This is a genomic window from Agrobacterium sp. BT-220-3, from assembly GCF_025910175.1.
Taxonomy (GTDB): Bacteria; Pseudomonadota; Alphaproteobacteria; order Rhizobiales; family Rhizobiaceae; genus Agrobacterium; species Agrobacterium oryzihabitans.
In genome coordinates, this window is the sequence record NZ_JAPAIX010000004.1 from 61,507 (window position 1) to 77,373 (window position 15,867).

General features: G+C 57.4%; 13 protein-coding genes. 10 read left to right on the forward strand and 3 right to left on the reverse strand.

Features of this window, described 5'->3' with window-relative positions; genetic code table 11:
* Positions 1-21: 21 nt before the first annotated feature.
* From mnmG to OK142_RS13570, 4 genes are read left to right on the forward strand one after another with little or no spacing between them, the layout of a single operon-like run.
* On the forward strand, positions 22-1,905 hold the full coding sequence (gene mnmG / locus OK142_RS13555; RefSeq protein ID WP_498683319.1) for a tRNA uridine-5-carboxymethylaminomethyl(34) synthesis enzyme MnmG: 1,884 nt from the start codon (positions 22-24) through the stop codon (positions 1,903-1,905).
* Between the two features lie 11 nt (positions 1,906-1,916).
* Positions 1,917-2,534 (forward strand): 16S rRNA (guanine(527)-N(7))-methyltransferase RsmG, encoded by a 618-nt coding sequence (gene rsmG / locus OK142_RS13560; protein ID WP_003492776.1) that lies wholly within the window; start codon positions 1,917-1,919, stop codon positions 2,532-2,534.
* 19 nt (positions 2,535-2,553) lie between these two features.
* Entirely contained in the window at positions 2,554-3,348 is a 795-nt protein-coding gene (locus OK142_RS13565) for a ParA family protein (RefSeq protein WP_003492775.1), read from the forward strand.
* Positions 3,349-3,378: 30 nt separating this feature from the next.
* Positions 3,379-4,260 carry a ParB/RepB/Spo0J family partition protein gene (locus OK142_RS13570; protein ID WP_313616438.1) on the forward strand — a complete coding sequence of 294 codons (882 nt, stop codon included), beginning with the start codon at positions 3,379-3,381 and terminating at the stop codon, positions 4,258-4,260.
* 60 nt (positions 4,261-4,320) lie between these two features.
* Here the strand turns inward: OK142_RS13570 and OK142_RS13575 are convergent, their stop codons facing one another.
* Positions 4,321-4,521, reverse strand: a complete 201-nt coding sequence (locus OK142_RS13575) for a DUF1674 domain-containing protein (protein WP_003492771.1) — start codon at positions 4,519-4,521, stop codon at positions 4,321-4,323.
* A gap of 118 nt (positions 4,522-4,639) precedes the next feature.
* On the opposite strand from OK142_RS13575, the gene htpX reads away from it, so the two are divergent.
* The 4 genes from htpX (at position 4,640) to purH (ending at position 10,551) form a co-directional block, all read left to right on the forward strand.
* Positions 4,640-5,605: a zinc metalloprotease HtpX gene (gene htpX / locus OK142_RS13580; protein ID WP_003492769.1), complete on the forward strand. Its 966-nt coding sequence runs from the start codon at positions 4,640-4,642 to the stop codon at positions 5,603-5,605.
* Positions 5,602-6,987 (forward strand): RsmB/NOP family class I SAM-dependent RNA methyltransferase, encoded by a 1,386-nt coding sequence (locus OK142_RS13585; protein ID WP_498683584.1) that lies wholly within the window; start codon positions 5,602-5,604, stop codon positions 6,985-6,987. The genes htpX and OK142_RS13585 overlap by 4 nt, the downstream gene beginning before the upstream one ends.
* Positions 6,988-7,111: 124 nt before the next feature.
* Positions 7,112-8,779: a heparinase II/III family protein gene (locus OK142_RS13590; protein ID WP_498683585.1), complete on the forward strand. Its 1,668-nt coding sequence runs from the start codon at positions 7,112-7,114 to the stop codon at positions 8,777-8,779.
* Between the two features lie 155 nt (positions 8,780-8,934).
* Entirely contained in the window at positions 8,935-10,551 is a 1,617-nt protein-coding gene (gene purH, locus OK142_RS13595) for a bifunctional phosphoribosylaminoimidazolecarboxamide formyltransferase/IMP cyclohydrolase (protein WP_498683323.1), read from the forward strand.
* Positions 10,552-10,688: 137 nt separating this feature from the next.
* Here purH and OK142_RS13600 read toward each other — a convergent pair whose 3' ends face one another.
* Together OK142_RS13600 and OK142_RS13605 are read right to left on the reverse strand one after the other, a co-directional pair.
* Positions 10,689-12,221 (reverse strand): UxaA family hydrolase, encoded by a 1,533-nt coding sequence (locus OK142_RS13600; protein ID WP_003492761.1) that lies wholly within the window; start codon positions 12,219-12,221, stop codon positions 10,689-10,691.
* A gap of 42 nt (positions 12,222-12,263) precedes the next feature.
* Entirely contained in the window at positions 12,264-12,956 is a 693-nt protein-coding gene (locus OK142_RS13605) for a FadR/GntR family transcriptional regulator (RefSeq protein ID WP_003492759.1), read from the reverse strand.
* Between the two features lie 257 nt (positions 12,957-13,213).
* On the opposite strand from OK142_RS13605, the gene OK142_RS13610 reads away from it, so the two are divergent.
* Both OK142_RS13610 and OK142_RS13615 read left to right on the forward strand, forming a co-directional pair.
* Complete coding sequence (locus OK142_RS13610) at positions 13,214-14,779, forward strand: sugar ABC transporter ATP-binding protein (protein ID WP_498683326.1); 1,566 nt, start codon at positions 13,214-13,216, stop codon at positions 14,777-14,779.
* Between the two features lie 8 nt (positions 14,780-14,787).
* Complete coding sequence (locus OK142_RS13615; RefSeq protein WP_003492755.1) at positions 14,788-15,810, forward strand: ABC transporter permease; 1,023 nt, start codon at positions 14,788-14,790, stop codon at positions 15,808-15,810.
* Positions 15,811-15,867: the final 57 nt, after the last annotated feature.

The window sequence follows — 15,867 nt, forward strand, 5'->3', positions numbered from 1 at the left end:
GTTAAAATAAGGCGCAGGAATATGCACCACTCATTCGATGTCATTGTTATTGGTGGCGGTCACGCGGGCAGTGAGGCAGCAGCTGCGGCTGCCCGACATGGTGCGAAAACCGCGCTCGTTACCCATAAGCGCGAAACGATTGGTGTGATGTCCTGCAACCCGGCCATCGGTGGCCTTGGTAAGGGCCATCTTGTTCGTGAAATCGACGCGCTGGACGGGTTGATGGGTCGGGTGGCTGATGATGCGGGAATTCAGTTCCGTATGCTCAATCGCAAAAAGGGCCCAGCCGTGCGCGGGCCTCGCACCCAGGCCGATCGGCGTCTTTACCGAGAGGCGATGCAGCGCGAAATCGACGCCATAGACATGCTAACGATTATTGAAGGGGATGCTTTCGATATCGAAATGGCCGGTGATCGGGTTTCTGCCGTCATCATGGCAAATGGTAGCCGGATTCTTTGTGGCGCCGTTGTTCTGACTAGCGGAACTTTTCTACGCGGACTTATTCATATCGGTTCCGAAAAGATTCCCGCCGGCCGCGTCGGCGAAAAGCCGTCTCTTGGGCTCTCCGAAACGCTTTCCCGTCTCGGTCTTGCCATGGGTCGGCTGAAGACCGGTACGCCCGCGCGCCTTGATGGGCGCACAATCGATTGGAACGCGGTAGATCGCCAGGCTGCCGATGAGGATCCGGTCCCGTTTTCCTTTATGACGGACCGCATCGTCAATCCGCAGATCGAGTGTGGTGTGACCCGCACAACGCCTGCCGGTCACAAGATCATTCAGGACAATATTCATCTGTCGGCGATGTATTCAGGGCAAATTGAAGGCGTCGGTCCGCGCTACTGCCCGTCGATTGAGGATAAGATTACCCGCTTCGGTGAACGCGACGGCCACCAGATCTTTCTGGAGCCGGAAGGCCTGGATGATCACACCATTTATCCGAACGGGATTTCGACGTCTCTCCCCGCTTCTGTCCAGGAACAATTTATCCGCACCATACCCGGCCTTGAGAACGTGACTATTCTCCAGCCTGGCTATGCAATCGAATATGATTATGTCGATCCGCGCGAGCTTAAGCCGTCTCTGGAATGCCGCAAAATTCCGGGGCTATTTCTTGCAGGGCAGATAAATGGAACGACAGGCTACGAAGAAGCCGCCGCCCAGGGTCTCGTTGCCGGACTGAACGCCTCGCTTTATGCCGGCGGCGCGGATGCCATCCATTTCAGCCGCACGGAATCCTATATCGGCGTCATGATTGATGACCTCACCTCGAAAGGTGTTAGCGAGCCCTATCGCATGTTCACATCGAGAGCAGAATATCGACTTTCGCTTCGTGTCGACAATGCCGACCTGCGATTGACGCCCATTGGTCAAGTTGCCGGAATCATAGGCCGTGAACGGCAGGAGCGCTTCGCGAATTTCCTTTCCGATCTTCATCAGGGGCGGGAGTTGATGAGGAGCATGTCCATCAGCCCGTCGCAGGCAGCCAAGCAAGGATTGAAGCTCAATCAGGACGGCCAACGTCGCTCGGTCTATGAACTACTTGCCTATCCTGATATAACTCTTGAAACGCTGACTGAACATTGGCCGGAGCTGCAATCCATCGACAACAAGGTTGCTGAGGTATTGCAGATTGAGGCAAGTTACGCCGTCTACATGCAACGCCAGAGTGCGGATATTGTCGATATCAAGCGCGACGAGGACAGGAAGATTCCCGATGACTTCGATTTTCAGACTTTGTCCGGTCTATCCAATGAGCTGAAACAAAAGCTGGAAAAGGCGCGCCCAGAGAACATTGCGCAGGCTGCCCGTGTTGACGGTATGACACCTGCTGCGATATCGCTGCTGCTCGCACTTTTGCGGAAGAGTTCCGCAACGCGAAACGAAAAACTGCGCATGCACCAATAGCGAGTCGGATTATGAAGATAAACGGCCAGAGTGTTTCACGTGAAACACAAGAGAGGCTCGAGCATTTTGTCGAGCTTTTCAAGAAGTGGAATAAAACCACAAATCTGGTGGCGCCTTCGACTCTTACTGAGCTTTGGAGCAGGCACGTCGCTGACAGTGCGCAGATTTTCCAGCTCTCCCCTGCCCCTCAGAAATGGATAGATCTGGGTAGCGGCGGCGGATTTCCCGGCGTCATCACCGCTATTTTTCTTGCGGAGCTTGGCGAAGGCTGGGTCGATCTCGTTGAAAGCAACAATAAGAAAGCTGCATTTCTGCGAATCGCGCTAAAGGAAACCGGCGCGAGAGGCTCTGTTCATCCGGTCAGAATTGAAAAAGCGCCCGAATCCGTTAAAAACTGCGATGCCGTTTCCGCAAGAGCGCTGGCTGAGCTGGATCTGCTTTTCGACTATATTCACCCTTGGGCGCGGAATAATCCAAATCTCAAGGCCTATTTTAATAAAGGCCGGGATTATGATTCCGAAGTGCAGAAAGCACATGGCCGCTGGCAGTTTGATCTGATAAAACATCAGAGTGCCATTGAGGCGGATTCTGTTGTTCTTGAAATCAGAAACCTCATTTTGAGGCACTGACGAACTGACCAGGTGCGGCATGAGCTTTGAAAAAAACCGGATAATCGCAGTTGCAAACCAGAAGGGCGGCGTGGGTAAAACGACGACGGCCATCAATCTGGCTACCGCGTTGGCGGCAATTGGCGAGCGCGTGCTGATCATCGATCTTGATCCGCAGGGCAATGCGAGCACAGGACTTGGAATTGACCGTAAAGAGCGTAAGCTCTCGTCCTACGATCTTCTGGTGGGTGATAACACCATTGCTGAAGTTGCGGTCCCGACAGCAGTTCCAAACCTCGATATCGTTCCTTCTACGATGGATCTGCTTGGCTTCGAGATGCAGGTCGCCAATGTCGCCAATCGTGTCTTTCTTCTGCGCGCCGCCATGGAGACGCAGGAAGCGCGAGGCTATTCCTATATCCTCGTGGACTGCCCGCCCTCGTTTAATCTCTTGACCATGAATGCCATGACGGCCGCACATTCCGTGCTGGTGCCGCTGCAATGCGAGTTCTTCGCGCTGGAGGGTCTCAGCCAGTTGCTGGATACCGTCAGCCAGATACGTGGCTCGGTCAACCCGCAACTCGATATTCAGGGCATCGTTCTAACGATGTTCGATGCGCGCAATAATCTTGCGCAACAGGTCGTGACCGATGTGCGTGCGCATCTGGGTGAGAAGGTTTACCACACTCTCATTCCGCGGAATGTGCGTGTTTCCGAGGCGCCGTCTTATGGTAAGCCTGCCATTCTTTACGACCTGAAATGTGCGGGTAGCCAAGCCTATCTGCAACTGGCGTCTGAAGTGATCCAGAGAGAGCGTCTGCGCAAGGCCGCGTGACGTTTGCCGGACTGTATGGAGTAATATCTTATGAGTGATGATCTTTCCAAGCGTCGTCTCGGACGCGGTCTTGCGGCACTGATCGGTGAAATGGACCAGCCGGTGCCAGTGGGCGAACCACAGCGTGCCGTCAACGCTGATCGTACCATTCCGATCGAGTTCATCGCTCGCAGCCAGAGAAACCCGCGCCGTCATTTCGATGAGAATGAGCTGCAGGATCTCGCTGCATCCATTCGTCAGCACGGAATTGTTCAGCCTGTGGTGGTGCGGACAGTTGGCGTCAACCGTTACGAGATTATCGCTGGTGAAAGGCGTTGGCGCGCGGCGCAGCTGGCTGGTTTTACCGATGTCCCTGTCATCGTTCGTGATGTCGACGACCGCACGGCACTGGAGCTGGCGATCGTCGAAAACGTGCAGCGTTCCGACCTCAATCCGCTGGAAGAGGCGATGGGTTACGAACAGCTGATCGCCGAGCACGGTTACACCCAGAACGATCTGGGCGAAATTATCGGCAAAAGCCGAAGCCATGTTGCAAACAGCCTCAGGCTTCTGAAGCTTCCCGATCCGGTTCGGGATATGCTGGCCGATGGTTCTCTTTCCGCCGGTCACGCGCGAGCGCTTGTATCGACGTCAGATCCGGCCACTTTGGCAAAAACCATCGTCTCCAAGGGCCTCTCGGTGCGTGATGCCGAGCGTTTGGCGCAAAACGATATCAAGTCGCAGGGTGATGTTGCCGAGAAGCGCCCGGTTGCCGAAAAGGATTCCGATACGGTTGCTCTGGAACGCAGCCTGTCAGACGCTCTCGGCCTGGACGTGAAGATCAGCCACAAGGGTGGCTCCGGGCAAATCCGCATCAGCTACCGTACACTGGAGCAACTGGAAGCGATCTGCCGGCTGTTGGAACAGAAATAAGCAAGTACTTGTTTTTATTGAAAAATACCCGCTTTTAGCGGGTATTTTTTATTGCGGTGTTCAAAAGTCGATAGCCCGGCCTTTTATTTCGTAGTCCCCGAAACGAACGGGTTCTGCGCCGCCGCGGCCACCGGTTTCCGGCGGTAATTGGAGATCCGCCTGCTGTTTGCGGCGTTCTTCCGCTTCCTTCAACGCACGTTCCGCAGCAGGCGAAAGCCGTCTGGCCATCTCCGCGCCGTTGTCATTATCTGCATCCTGCATGAGAATCCTCCCTATGACGGGATATTGAAATATGTTTGCCGTTTACCAGATTATATAATCAAACGGGCTTTATAAACCCCGGAATATTCCCTGATAAATTACAAGGAGAGTTTGACAGATGAACATGATGCGCACGGCAATGCTTCTGGCCTTCATGACGGCATTGTTCATGGGTGTCGGTTTTCTGATTGGCGGCAGGGGCGGCATGATGATCGCTTTCCTCATCGCTGCCGGCATGAACCTCTTCTCCTACTGGAATTCGGACAAGATGGTCCTCTCAGCCTATCGTGCGAGGGAGATCGATGAGGCCAATGCGCCCGAGTTTTTTCACATGATCCGCGATCTCTCGCATAATGCCGGTCTGCCGATGCCTAAGGTCTATATTTACGACAGCCCGCAGCCCAACGCCTTTGCGACGGGTAGAAACCCGCAGAATGCCGCCGTCGCCGCCTCCACGGGTCTGCTGGAGCGTCTGACACCTGAGGAAGTGGCCGGTGTGATGGCGCATGAGCTTGCGCATGTGCAGAACCGGGATACGCTGACAATGACGATCACCGCAACATTGGCTGGTGCGATCTCCATGCTGGGCAACTTCGCGTTCCTGTTCGGTGGCAATCGCGAAAACAACAATAATCCACTTGGTTTCATCGGCGTGCTGGTCGCGATGATCGTGGCGCCGCTGGCTGCGATGCTGGTGCAGATGGCCATCAGCCGCACCCGGGAATATTCGGCTGACCGACGCGGGGCGGAAATCTGCGGCAATCCGCTGTGGCTTGCCTCCGCATTGCAGAAGATTTCCGGCATGGCGCAGCAGATTCACAATGACGATGCTGAGCGCAACCCGGCAACGGCGCATATGTTCATCATCAATCCGCTCTCGGGCGAGCGTATGGACAATCTCTTCTCGACGCATCCCAATACGGAAAACCGGGTCGCCGCGCTGCATGCCATGGCGCAGGAGTTTTCCCCGCGAGGATCGACGCCGGCGCCGTCGAATGATAAGCGTCTGCGCAAATCAGGCTCGGTTCCAAGCACAGGCTCGGGGCGAGGCAATGAAAACGAGCGAAAAGGGCCGTGGTCTTGACATCCGATACGCAGAACAAGCCGGCGCGGTCCAAAAAACCGAGGCCGGCCAATGGTGGGGGCCGCGAAGACGGCCCTTCGTCTTTCCAGGACAAGCCGGGCCTTGCCGCACGCGTTGCCGCGACGCGCATTCTCGCGGCCGTTCTGGAAAAGAAGACCTCGCTCGATGGAATGCTGGACAGCGAAAATGGCAATCCGGTGTACCGCGCGCTGTCCGTTGCGGACCGGGCGCTGGTGAGAGCCATCGTCAACAGCGCACTTAGACATCTGCCGCGTGTCGAGGCGGCATTGTCGATGCTGCTTGATGGCCCCTTGCCGCAGGGCGCCCGCTCGCTGCATCACGTTCTCGTCGTCGGTGCAGCGCAGATGCTTTATCTCGACGTTCCGGATCATTCGGCAGTGGATCTCGCTGTGGAACAGGCCCATCGCGACCCGCGCAACAGGCGCTTCGTCAAGCTGGTGAATGCCGTTTTGCGGCGACTGGGTCGGGAAAAAGCTGATATCGAACAGGCAATCGCGCAGGTCCCGGTACTGCCGGACTGGTTCTATGCGCGTCTGGTTTCCGCCTATGGTGATAAGACTGCCGAACGGATTTCCGAGGCACAGCTGACGCCGTCCTCCATCGATCTTACGGTGAAGGCCGATCCGGCTCTGTGGGCGGAAAAGCTGGGTGGCACGCTCATGCCGAATGGCAGCGTCCGTCTCGGGGAGTTCGAAGGGCAGATCCCGTCGCTGGAGGGCTTTGCCGATGGCGCCTGGTGGGTGCAGGATCTCGCTGCCAGCATGCCGGTGAGGCTGATGGGCGATGTGTCCGGCAAGCGTGTTGCCGATCTTTGTGCCGCTCCAGGCGGCAAGACCGCGCAGCTTGCGCTTGCGGGTGCGAAAGTGACTGCTCTGGACCAATCCGGCAATCGTCTTCGCCGCCTCAGGGAGAATCTCGATCGGCTCGGCCTTCACGCCGAAACGGTGGAGGTCAACATGATGAAGTACCAGCCGGAGCAGCTTTTCGACGCCGTTCTTCTTGATGCTCCCTGCTCGTCAACCGGCACGCTGCGCAAGCATCCCGATGTCTGCTGGACGAAGGATGAAAACGATATCGCCAAACTTGCTACGCTTCAGGGCCAGATGCTGCGGCATGCGCTTACTCTGGTCGATTCCGGAGGCATCGTGGTGTTCTCCAACTGCTCGCTCGATCCTTCTGAAGGGGAAGAGATGATTGCGCAGGTTCTGGCAGAAAACCCCGGTATTGAGCGTGTCGCCGTCCGCAAGGAGGATTGGCCCTCGATGGAGGCTGCTATCACCGCAGAGGGCGATCTTCGCACGACGCCGGATATGTTCGGTGGGGTCGATGGGTTTTTTAGCAGTGTCTTGCGTAAGAAGTAGAAAAAAGCGAAGCTCTCGCGAATCATTAGATATTTATCGATAACGTTCCGGTCATCGCGGTTCACTGATAAAAACAAAACATGTGAACGGGAAACACAGCTTGTTAGGGTCCTTTGCAGGCAGCATGAATGCGGCCGGTCTTCTTTCACGGATGGCGTATCGGCATCTGTGCGTCGGCCTCACGCCTTTGCGCCTGCATGTATCCCGGTTTGCCAATCGTGTTCCCGACGGGCTGGTAGCGGCGCCTACCGATCTGAGGGCGATCGACCCCTATTTTGCCGAGGAATTGTTGCGTGGCCGTATAGCGCTTGCCGGTCGCGTCGTTGAAACCGGTGGCCTCTCGCCATTTCAGTTGGACTACCCTTCGCTGGTTTTTGAGGAACGCCTGCACGCCTTCGGCTGGCTGCGGCATATCCGTTCCGACAGATCGAGCGAGGCGTGCAAGCGCGCGCGCCGTATCGTTGCCGAGTGGATCGCCATCCATGGCAAGCGGCTTGCGGGCGCCTCCTGGTCACCGGAAATTGCGGCGCAGAGGCTGATCGCCTGGCTCTCCCATTCACCCGTCGTTTTATATGAGGCAGATGCGGGCTTTTATCGCCGCTTCCTGAAAAGTCTTGCCTTTCATGTGCGTTACCTCGACAGGATCGTGAAACATGCGCCTGACGGAGAAGCGAGGCTGAGGATCAGGATTGCGCTCGCCATGGCCTCCATCGCCATGCCTACCCGGCTCTCCCGCATTACCCGGCATGGAATGAAGCTTGCTCAGGAAATGGAACGCCAGATTCTCCCCGATGGCGGACATGTTTCGCGCAATCCGCGGGTCATGCTGGATCTCCTGCTTGATCTTTTGCCGCTTCGGCAAAGCTACATCAATCTCGGCCACGATCTGCCCTCGGGGCTTGTGCCGGCGATTGACCGCATGTTTCCGGCAATCCGGTTTTTCCGGCATCAGGGCGGCGATCTCGCGCTGTTCAACGGCGCGACAGCCACGCTGGCCAATGAGCTCGTCTCCGTGCTCCGCTATGATGAAACGGCGGGCCGGCCCTCCAAGGTGCTGCCGGACGTGAACTACCACCGGCTCGCCACCGACGATACCGTTATCATAGTGGATACGGGTTATCCCAGTTCGGCGGAGCTTTCACGCAACGCCCATTCAGGGTGCCTGTCCTTCGAAATGTCCTGCGGCAAGAACCGGTTCATCGTTAATTCCGGTTTTCCGAAAAATGCCGCACCGGAATATCAGCGGGCCAGCCGGTCGACGGCCGCCCACTCCACCGTCACGCTTGCGGACACGTCTTCCTGCAAATTGTCCCGATCGAGACTGCTTGGGCCCATCATGATCTCCGGTGTCAGCGAGGTCGATAGCAGGCGCGGAACGGATGGAAACGGCAATGATGTGCTGTGGGCATCGCATAATGGATATCTGCAGAATTTCGGCTGCTATCACGAGCGGGAAATCGAATTGAATGCAGCGGGTACGAAGATAAAAGGCCGCGACCTGCTGCGTGCCGATGAAGATGCAATAAAGACGCAGCTGCAGTCCGTTTCGGCGGTATCGCGTTTCCACATCCATCCTCACATCCAGCTGCATCAGCGGGATGAGGAGTCGGTTTATCTTGAAGCGGCGGATGGAACCACCTGGCTGTTCTCCGCGCCGGGGCTGGAGCTTTTCGTCACAGAGGATGTCTTCATGGCCGATGCCTCCGGCATGCGGCCCTCGCAGCAGATCGAGCTGCCCTTCAACCTTGCCAATACCCGGGAAATCCGCTGGATCATCGAACGCAAGGCCTAGATGGTTCCGGATGGTTTTCACACGAAAACCGCGTGTAGTTTTCGCCGTTCGGCGTCCCTGCTGTTTATTAATACGGCAAGCTGTGTTAACGCGGCGGCAATTGCTGGATCAATCCCCAGTCCAGCCTGTCCTCCCTGTTGAACGGAGTATGCCTGATGGCTGTCGTATCCAAAAAAATCCCCGCTCCCGATAAGGTCAAAATCCGCACGGCACTTCTTTCCGTGTCCGACAAGACGGATATCCTCGAGCTGGCGACGGTTCTGTCGAAGCTTGGCGTCAAGCTCCTGTCGACAGGCGGTACGGCGAAGGCCATCGCCGAGGCGGGCCTGCCGGTGACGGATGTTTCCGATGTAACCAATTTTCCGGAAATCATGGACGGCCGGGTCAAGACCTTGCATCCCAATGTGCATGGCGGCCTTCTGGCCATCCGTGATGATGCCGACCATGTCGAGGCCATGAAGGCGCATGGTATCGAGGCGATCGATCTCTCGGTCATAAACCTTTATCCGTTTGAAGAAGTTCGCGCCAAGGGCGGCGATTATCCGACAACGGTCGAGAATATCGACATCGGCGGCCCGGCGATGATCCGCGCTTCGGCCAAGAACCACGCTTATGTCACTGTTGTCACCGATCCTTCAGACTACCCGGCACTGGTTGAAGCCCTGCAGGCTGATGACGGCCAGACATCCTATGCGCTGCGCCAGAGATTTGCCGCCAAGGCGTATGCCCGCACGGCCGCTTATGATGCGGTGATTTCCAACTGGTTTGCCCAGGCTCTTTCCATCGAGACGCCGGACTACCGGGCCATTGGCGGCGCGCTGAAGGAAAAGATGCGTTATGGCGAGAACCCGCATCAAAGTGCCGGCTTCTACCTGACCGGCGAAAAGCGTCCGGGCGTTGCAACGGCAACGCTTCTCCAGGGCAAGCAGCTTTCCTACAATAACATCAACGACACGGATGCGGCTTACGAGCTTGTGGCGGAGTTCCTGCCGGAAAACGCGCCGGCTGTTGCCATCATCAAGCACGCAAACCCCTGTGGCGTTGCAACCGGTCCCACGCTTGCCGAAGCTTACCGCCGGGCGCTGGCTTGCGATTCCGTTTCGGCATTCGGTGGTGTCATTGCGTTGAACCGCACGCTCGATGCGGAAACGGCGGAAGAGATCGTCAAGCTCTTTACCGAGGTCATCATTGCACCCGGTGTTACGGAAGAGGCCAAGGCAATCATCGCCCGCAAGCCAAACCTTCGCCTGCTGGCTGCAGGCGGCCTGCCTGATCCGCGCGCAGCCGGTATCACGGCCAAGACCGTTTCGGGTGGCCTGCTCGTGCAGAGCCGCGACAACGGTATGGTCGAGGATCTTGAGCTGAAGGTTGTCACAAAGCGTGCGCCGACGGCGCAGGAACTTGAAGATATGAAATTTGCCTTCAAGATTGCCAAGCATGTGAAATCCAACGCCGTCATCTATGCCAAGGATGGCCAGACAGCCGGTATCGGTGCCGGCCAGATGAGCCGGGTGGATTCCGCCCGCATCGCCGCCCTGAAGGCGGAGGATGCGGCCAAGGCGCTTGGGCTCACCGAGCCCCTGACACGCGGCTCCGCCGTGGCGTCGGAAGCGTTTTATCCGTTCGCCGACGGTCTGCTTGCTGCGATTGCCGCAGGTGCCACCGCCGTCATCCAGCCGGGTGGTTCCATGCGCGATCAGGAAGTGATCGACGCGGCGAATGAGCATGATGTGACGATGGTCTTTACCGGCATGCGCCACTTCCGCCACTGAGCGAGAATACCCTACTCGAATGGGAAAAGGCCCGGGAAGTGATTTCCGGGCCTTTTGTTTCACGTGGGACAGTCGGATTTCATTTCCCGCATTTTCCGGATGCAGAACCGCTACGCAGTTTTACTGGAATGCTCAGGTCAGGTCACCGCTCCTACCTGCCACGGTACGAATTCGTTGTCGCCGTAGTCGTAAATCTCACTGACAGTCTTATCACCGGACGCGACCGCCAGAATGTGCTCGAAAATTCGTTTGCCGGATTCCTCAATGGTTTCCGCGCCGGTAACGATCTCGCCGCAGTTGAGATCCATGTCTTCCTTCATGTGTTCATACATTTCGGAATTGGTGGCGATCTTGATGCACGGCGCCGGCTTGAACCCTGATACGGAGCCGCGGCCGGTGGTGAAACAGATGACGTTGCAGCCGCCGGCAACCTGGCCGGTGACGGCAACGGGATCGTAGCCGGGCGTATCCATGAAAACGAAGCCCTGTTCGGTCACGGTTTCCGCAAATTCATAAACGGCTTTCAGCGGCATGGAGCCGCCCTTGGCGACCGCACCCAGCGATTTTTCCAGAATGGTGGTCAGTCCGCCGAGCTTGTTGCCGTGGGACGGGTTGTTGTTCAGCTCGTCACCATTACGGGCGGTATAATCCCGCCACCAGTCGATGCGCTGCAACAGCTTTTCAGCAACGGCAGGTGTGATGGCCCGCTTCGTCAGGAGGTGCTCGGCGCCGTAGATTTCCGGTGTCTCGGAAAGAACCGTCGTGCCGCCGTTGCGGACAATGAGATCGGAGGCGTAACCGAGTGCCGGGTTCGCCGATATGCCGGAATAGCCGTCAGAGCCACCACATTCCAGCGCCACTTTCAGCTTTGAAAGGGGCTGCTCGGTTCTGCGGGCGGCATTGACCATCGGCAGCATGGCCTTGATCTCGGCAATCGCCGCATCGATCGTCTTGCGCGTGCCGCCATGCTGCTGGATGGTCATGGTGCGCAGGCGCTCGCCTTCCTCCATCTTGTAGTGCTCGAGGATGGGGGCGATCTGGTTTGTTTCGCAACCGAGGCCGATCAGCAGAATGCCACCGAAATTGGGATGGCGGGCATAACCCTGAATGGTGCGGATCAGAAGGCGATATCCTTCCGATTTCGTGTTGAGCGCGCAGCCGCCGCCATGCGTCAGCGCCACGACGCCATCGACATTGTCGAAACCTTCAAGGCCGCCCTGCTTGTTGAAATAATCGGCGATGTAGCGCGATACCGTGGCGGAACAGTTCACGGAAGCGATGACGCCGATGTAGTTGCGCGTGCCGACGCCACCGAGACCGCGATCATAACCCATGAAGGTCCGGCGGTCGGCTTCGGGCACCATACCCTTTTCTTCGATATCGACACTGAACTGATGCGCATGTTCGGAGGGCACCATGGCGAGATTGTGCAGATGCACGTGCCGGCCAGGCTCGATATCCTGTGTGGCGATGCCGATTACCTGCCCGTATTTCAGGACCTCGTCTCCGGATCTGATGAGCTTCAGGGCCACCTTGTGTCCGCGCCCGATCAGTTCAAGCGCCGTCAGATCGCCCCTGCCCGTCGCACCACCGGCCGGAATGGACCGGCGCGCCACCGCGACATTGTCGTTGGCGTTCAGCAAAATGGTTGCCTCGGAATTCTCACTCACGGGTTTTCCTCCTCCCGGTATATTGCCTGCTATATTTTAGATTCAACTATCAACCCAGCGCCTCTTGGAGCCTTCGAGATGGATGTGCATTGCGGCCTGCGCCAGCAGCGGGTCTTTCAGCTCCAGTGCCGCCAGAATGGCCTCGTGTTCCTGAAGGGCGAAGGCCCAGGTATCGCGATCCTCGAATTTCACGCGCAGCTGGGCCGAAATGGGGCTGTGCCGCTCATCAAAGAGGTTTGCCACCAGCCGCGCCAGAACGCTGTTTCCGGATTGTTCGGCAATGGTGACATGAAACAGCCGGTCCTGATCGAGAGGCTTGCGTCCCGCCTCGATTTCCTTCTGCATGGTGTTCAGTATCTGGCGAAGGCTGGCAATGGTTTCCTCCGTCATGCGGCTTGCCGCCAACACGATGGTTGCGCCTTCCAATGCCGCCCGCGCCTGCATCAGTTCAGACGGGCTGTCGCCCAGCGACTTGGTGTGATGGGTGGTCTGCAGAGCTTCGGTTGATACATAGACACCGGAACCCATGCGAATTTCGACGGTGTTGTCGATTTCCAGTGCGATCAGCGCCTCGCGCAGGGATGGCCTGGAGACGCCGAGTTTCTGTGCCAGTTCCCGCTCGGCCGGAAGCCGCGTTCCGGGCAGAAACTCGCCCAAATCGATGAGCTCGCGTATCTGGTCCGCAATCTGCTGATAAAGCCTGCGTGGTTCCGCTATTTTGGCCTGACCATTCATGTGTTTTCTAACAAGCCCTGTCTTTAAAATGCATTTGGCCTTACCGTAACGCCAAGCGTATCAATACGCAAGAAATTACTTAAATATAAGAATTTACAACACTATTGCAGATTTTAGTTCCTGATTATTTTGTTCTTTCTTGAACCCTTATCCAAATTTTGACCAAATTGGCTTGACCATTCCAGAAAACCGGCCTAACCATTTGGCCTGTTCATGGTACCCCGGTGGAGCGGGGAGCACGGGTGGGAGGTTTCCAGATGTCGCAGGGCGCATCGACAATTCGGGGCGATTTTTCGCCTGAGGAGATGGCGCGCGACGAGCGTTCCGTTCTTCTGCGTCTTGAAAACATCAGCAAGGAATTCCCGGGCGTCAAGGCGCTGTCGAACGTGCATTTCGATTTGCGCAGCGGCGAAGTGCATGCCGTCTGCGGCGAAAATGGCGCGGGCAAATCGACGCTGATGAAAATCGTCAGCGGGGTCTATCAGCCGAGCGACGGCACGATCCTGCATAAGGGCGTTAAGGTGCAATATGCATCGCCGCTGGAGTCCGAAGCCGCCGGCATCGCCATCATCCATCAGGAACTCAACCTCGTTCCACATCTCTCTGTCGCCGAAAACATCTATCTCGCCCGCGAACCCCGGCGGGGTTTCCTCGTTGATCGCAAGAAGCTGCGGCTCGATGCCAAGCACTGTCTTGATCGGCTTGGCGTCGATATCGACCCGGACCAGATCGTTCGCGGTCTCTCCGTCGCCCAATGTCAGATGGTGGAGATTGCCAAAGCTCTTTCTCTCGATGCCGAAGTCCTCATCATGGACGAGCCTACCTCCTCGCTGACCGAGCAGGAGACAAGGCTGCTGTTCAAGGTCATCCGTGATCTCAAGGCATCCGGCGTCGGCATCGTCTATATTTCCCACCGTCTGGATGAAATGGCCGAGATCGTCGACCGCGTGACGGTGCTGCGTGATGGACGTTATATTTCGACCGACGATTTCGCGTCGATCACCGTCGATGACATTGTCACGCGTATGGTCGGGCGCTCGCTGGAAGACAAATTCCCCGAGCGCACCTCGCGCCCGACGGAAGACATTATCTTCTCCGTCGAAGGGCTGACGCGCAGCGGTGTGTTCCACGATGTCGGTTTCTCTCTGCGGCGTGGCGAAATTCTCGGTTTTGCCGGGCTGATGGGGGCGGGTCGCACCGAAGTCGCGCGCGCCATCTTCGGCGCCGATCCTCTCGATGCGGGAAAGATCGTTTTCAACGGACGCGAACTTTCGATCAACTCACCGCAGGACGCCATCAGGGAAGGCATCGCCTATCTCTCGGAAGACCGAAAGAGTGATGGTCTCGCCATCAAGATGTCGGTTGCGGCCAATACGACGCTTGCCAATATCGGCGAGGTGTCCAACCGTTTCGGACTGATCGATTTCAAGAAACATGACGATGTCGCTAGGCGTTATGTCGACCTTCTGAATATTCGCACGCCCTCGATCGAGCAGACGGTGCGGCTGCTCTCGGGCGGCAATCAGCAGAAAATCATTATCGGCAAATGGCTGTTCCGGCAGTCGCGCGTGTTGTTCTTCGATGAGCCGACACGCGGCATCGATGTCGGCGCGAAATTTGCGATCTACAAGATCATGGATGAACTGGCCGCGCAGGGGATTGGTGTCATTCTCATCAGTTCGGAACTGCCGGAAATTCTGGGGCTGACGGATCGTATCGCCGTCTTCCACCAGGGCCGGATCACGGGCGTGCTTGAGACCGCCAAGACCAATCAGGAAGAAATCATGCGGTATGCGTCCGGTTACGGCCGGGCCGCGCAGTGAGGAACGACATGGCTAATATTGCAGAACCCAAGAAGAGCTTCGCCTTCAGCGACCGCCAGAAGGATATTATCCAGAAGTTTGCGGCGCTTGGCAGTCTCGTTGTGCTGGTTATGGTGTTTTCCGCCACCAGCAGCGCCTTCTTCTCCGTCAACAATGCCATGACCATTGCGCTTCAGGTCACGTCCATCGCCCTTCTCGGCATCGGTGCGACCTGCGTCATCATCACCGGCGGCATCGATCTTTCCGTCGGGTCGGTGCTTGCCCTGGCCGGGGTCGTCGCCGCCCTTGCGGTGAAGGAACTTGGCATGCCGGTGCCGGTCGGCATGTTTCTTGGTGTTCTGACGGGGTCGCTCTGCGGTCTCATCAACGGCCTTCTGGTTACCCGCTTCAAGCTGCCGCCCTTTATCGCCACTCTCGGCATGATGCTGATCGCCCGCGGCGTGGCGCTGCAGATAACCGGCGCGCGCGCGGTTTCCGGTCTTGGCGAATCCTTCGGCGAACTCGGCAATGGCGCCCTCTTCCGCATCGTCAACATCGGTGATGACGGCTTTCCGAACGTGGTGTTCCCGGGCATTCCCTACCCTGTCATCCTGATGGTGGTGATTGCGCTTGCCGTCTCCTTCATGCTCAACCGCTCGATCCTCGGCCGTCATATCTATGCCGTCGGTTCAAATGCGGAGGCGGCACGCCTTTCCGGCGTCAACGTCGCCCGCGTCACCAATTTCACCTACATCCTGTCCGGCACGCTCGCAGGGTTGACGGGTTGCGTGCTGATGTCGCGCCTCGTCACCGCCCAGCCGAATGAGGGCGTGATGTATGAGCTGGATGCAATCGCCAGCGCCGTCATCGGCGGCACATCGCTCATCGGCGGCGTGGGTACGATTTCCGGCACGGCCATCGGCGCCTTTGTCATCGGCATCCTGCGCAACGGTCTCAATATGAATGGCGTCTCCGCCTTCACGCAACAGATCATCATCGGCCTCGTCATTCTGGTCACCGTCTGGATCGACCAGTTGCGAAACCGCCGCTGATCAAAGGGCTGCGGACCCTTTCCGCAAAAAGATCGGCAGGGGAGGCCCGGTATGCCG

Coding starts and splice junctions, on each gene's coding strand:
- mnmG (WP_498683319.1), top strand. CDS start 22: ATGCACCACTCATTCGATGTCATTGTTATTGGTGGCGGTCACGCGGGC.
- rsmG (WP_003492776.1), top strand. CDS start 1,917: ATGAAGATAAACGGCCAGAGTGTTTCACGTGAAACACAAGAGAGGCTC.
- OK142_RS13565 (WP_003492775.1), top strand. CDS start 2,554: ATGAGCTTTGAAAAAAACCGGATAATCGCAGTTGCAAACCAGAAGGGC.
- OK142_RS13570 (WP_313616438.1), top strand. CDS start 3,379: ATGAGTGATGATCTTTCCAAGCGTCGTCTCGGACGCGGTCTTGCGGCA.
- OK142_RS13575 (WP_003492771.1), bottom strand. CDS start 4,521: ATGCAGGATGCAGATAATGACAACGGCGCGGAGATGGCCAGACGGCTT.
- htpX (WP_003492769.1), top strand. CDS start 4,640: ATGAACATGATGCGCACGGCAATGCTTCTGGCCTTCATGACGGCATTG.
- OK142_RS13590 (WP_498683585.1), top strand. CDS start 7,112: ATGAATGCGGCCGGTCTTCTTTCACGGATGGCGTATCGGCATCTGTGC.
- purH (WP_498683323.1), top strand. CDS start 8,935: ATGGCTGTCGTATCCAAAAAAATCCCCGCTCCCGATAAGGTCAAAATC.
- OK142_RS13605 (WP_003492759.1), bottom strand. CDS start 12,956: ATGAATGGTCAGGCCAAAATAGCGGAACCACGCAGGCTTTATCAGCAG.
- OK142_RS13610 (WP_498683326.1), top strand. CDS start 13,214: ATGTCGCAGGGCGCATCGACAATTCGGGGCGATTTTTCGCCTGAGGAG.
- OK142_RS13615 (WP_003492755.1), top strand. CDS start 14,788: ATGGCTAATATTGCAGAACCCAAGAAGAGCTTCGCCTTCAGCGACCGC.